Source organism: Lacticaseibacillus yichunensis (assembly GCF_003946405.1).
GTDB classification, from domain to species: Bacteria; Bacillota; Bacilli; order Lactobacillales; family Lactobacillaceae; genus Lacticaseibacillus; species Lacticaseibacillus yichunensis.
In genome coordinates this window covers 1-2,100 of record NZ_RHOG01000065.1, presented here as the reverse complement: position 1 = coordinate 2,100, position 2,100 = coordinate 1, and the positions used below count along the sequence as shown (strand labels likewise).

Here is a 2,100-nt window from a genome sequence, read left to right as displayed (position 1 = left end):
AAAGCGTTAATCATCGATGCCCTACGGACAAAATACTCGTTAGCACGCCTATTGGCGAAACTTCAAATCTCAAAAAGGGCGTGCGGACAAAACTTTTGTGATGGCGTCACACGCTACCGTTACTAGATTTTTCGGCAGTATCGTCCTTATCTCAATAAAAAAGCCAAGGAAGCAGAGGACCGCACCTTGGCTGTGAAAGATATTTTGACTGTGATCAGCGAATGGTGACCGCTGCTTGCAAAAGCTTCATGGCATCCGTGCCCGACGCTGTATACAGAGCTGTTCCCTTGCGCCAGGTGATCACATTCATCAAGTCCGAAGACTTTGCCACATAGAGCTGAACCGTTGCTTGCCCATCAGGCGCTGGCAGAGCGTGGCGGTTGAAATAGGCTGCCGCCTGTTTTGCTAATGGTAGACCATCTTCGCCTTGGACATTTGAAGCAACAACGGTGATGGACCAGTTGCCTTCGTGCCAAGTGGTGTACGAGGAGCCAGCCGCGCCCTCCTGCGTCGCCGTCATCCCGTAGCCCAGCGAGACTGTTGGTAGGCCTTTTTCAATCTGCTGATAATTGATCTGGGATTGCGCGGCGGCAGCTGTTGAATAAGTCTTCTTTGTGACCTGCACAATTGGGGCTGCAGAAGAGCCGTTCAGCGCAACCTCCTGAGTGCCTTCACTATATTTGACCGTATATGCCTCGTTAGTGCCTGAAATGGCCGCATTCAGCACTTTGCCGGTCGCGGTTGAAACGGTGGTCGGTAATTTGGCGGTCGTTAGCTTGGCATGAATCTGCTGATTGAGCGCCGTTAGACGAGAGACAGCTGGTATCTCAGTAGAGGAGCTTTCGGCTTTTGATTCAGATGAGCTAGACGTTGATTCCGCCGAACTCTCACTGGACGATTCGCTACTAGTTTTGTCGGCTGATTTTGAACTAGTCCTGGAGACTTTTGAAGTACTGCCGGCGGAGGAAGGACTACTTGACTGGCTACCACAGCCCGTTGCGGTGCCCAGTAGTAATAAAACGATTGGAATGAGCCATACACTTTTTTTCATTGCGTTGTGCCTCCTCGAAGTGGGACATTTGTACCCAACTACCGTCATTATAGCGTGCAATGGGCGTACTCGCATTAAAATGGGCCTTGGCTCGTCGAACTTTACTATTTCTGAAGATACAAAAATTGCCAATCTTCATGACTGGCGACCTGTGTCCGAATCATTATTTCATTTTATCAATGGCGGTTTGAAGAGTTTCAACTTCTGCAGTCATTGTGGCGTAGTTGGCCACGATGATCTCGGCTTGTTGACTTAGGGAACTACCGAACTGATTGACACGGCCAAGCGCCTCGTCGACCAACGCATGATCGCCATTTGCAGCTGTGACGTCGCTGAAAAAGGTCGTTTCCGCGTTTTGCATTTCTTTGTAGTATTCATCGAAGGTCTTGAAATCCAGCAAGGCCAATTTGAGACTACTGAGCACTGATTTCAGTTGCGCGCTGGGTAGATCACCGTGGTCTTGCGTGCTCAGTTTGTTCAATCCAGTCGTTGCTTTTTGCAGGTCGCCTTGCGCCTTGGACAATTTCTCGTAGGCAGCACTGCGCCGATCGATCAGCGCCGCAACGTCTGCGTTGTGTTTGAGGTTGCCGGTGGGGTCGTCTTTGAACGCACTTTCGAAAGTCGACGGAAAAGCTGAGGTGGCATCATCAATGACCTGCATCTGTTGGGTCTCAGTCTTCAGGCTGGCCAACACGACCTTGGTTTGGTGATCAAGCTGTGCCTTTTGGTCAAATGCCGGGCCACAGGCTGTCAGTAGTAACACAAGACTGACAATGAGAAAAATGAGTCGCTTCAATCCGTTCAGCTCCCTTCGTTAGTTCAATCGTAGCGTATCTTTCTATAGATTACTAGGAAAAGTGAAGCAGGATATTTAGGGCCGCTCGGAAAGCGTTTCCGAAAACGGGTATTATTTCTAATCAATAATGAAAAACCAGGAAACTTGAACGAATGAAATGGCGGTGTTACACTAGATAGTGGATACTGAATATTTGTAAGTGCCTTGTTTTCATGGGAACCGTTCCGTTACTGTCGTATAATGAATGCAGAGG

The 2,100-nt window shown here is 49.0% G+C and carries 2 protein-coding genes; both read right to left on the bottom strand.

The features are described 5' to 3' along the window. Positions 1-214: 214 nt before the first annotated feature. Positions 215-1,051, bottom strand: a complete 837-nt coding sequence (locus tag EKM95_RS11505) for a hypothetical protein (protein WP_125698552.1) — start codon at positions 1,049-1,051, stop codon at positions 215-217. Positions 1,052-1,214: 163 nt separating this feature from the next. Beyond that, positions 1,215-1,847, bottom strand: a complete 633-nt coding sequence (locus EKM95_RS11500) for a hypothetical protein (RefSeq protein WP_125698550.1) — start codon at positions 1,845-1,847, stop codon at positions 1,215-1,217. Positions 1,848-2,100 lie beyond the last annotated feature (253 nt).

Excerpts from the sequence above, each read along its gene's own strand:
- EKM95_RS11505 (WP_125698552.1), bottom strand. The coding sequence starts at position 1,051 with ATGAAAAAAAGTGTATGGCTCATTCCAATCGTTTTATTACTACTGGGC.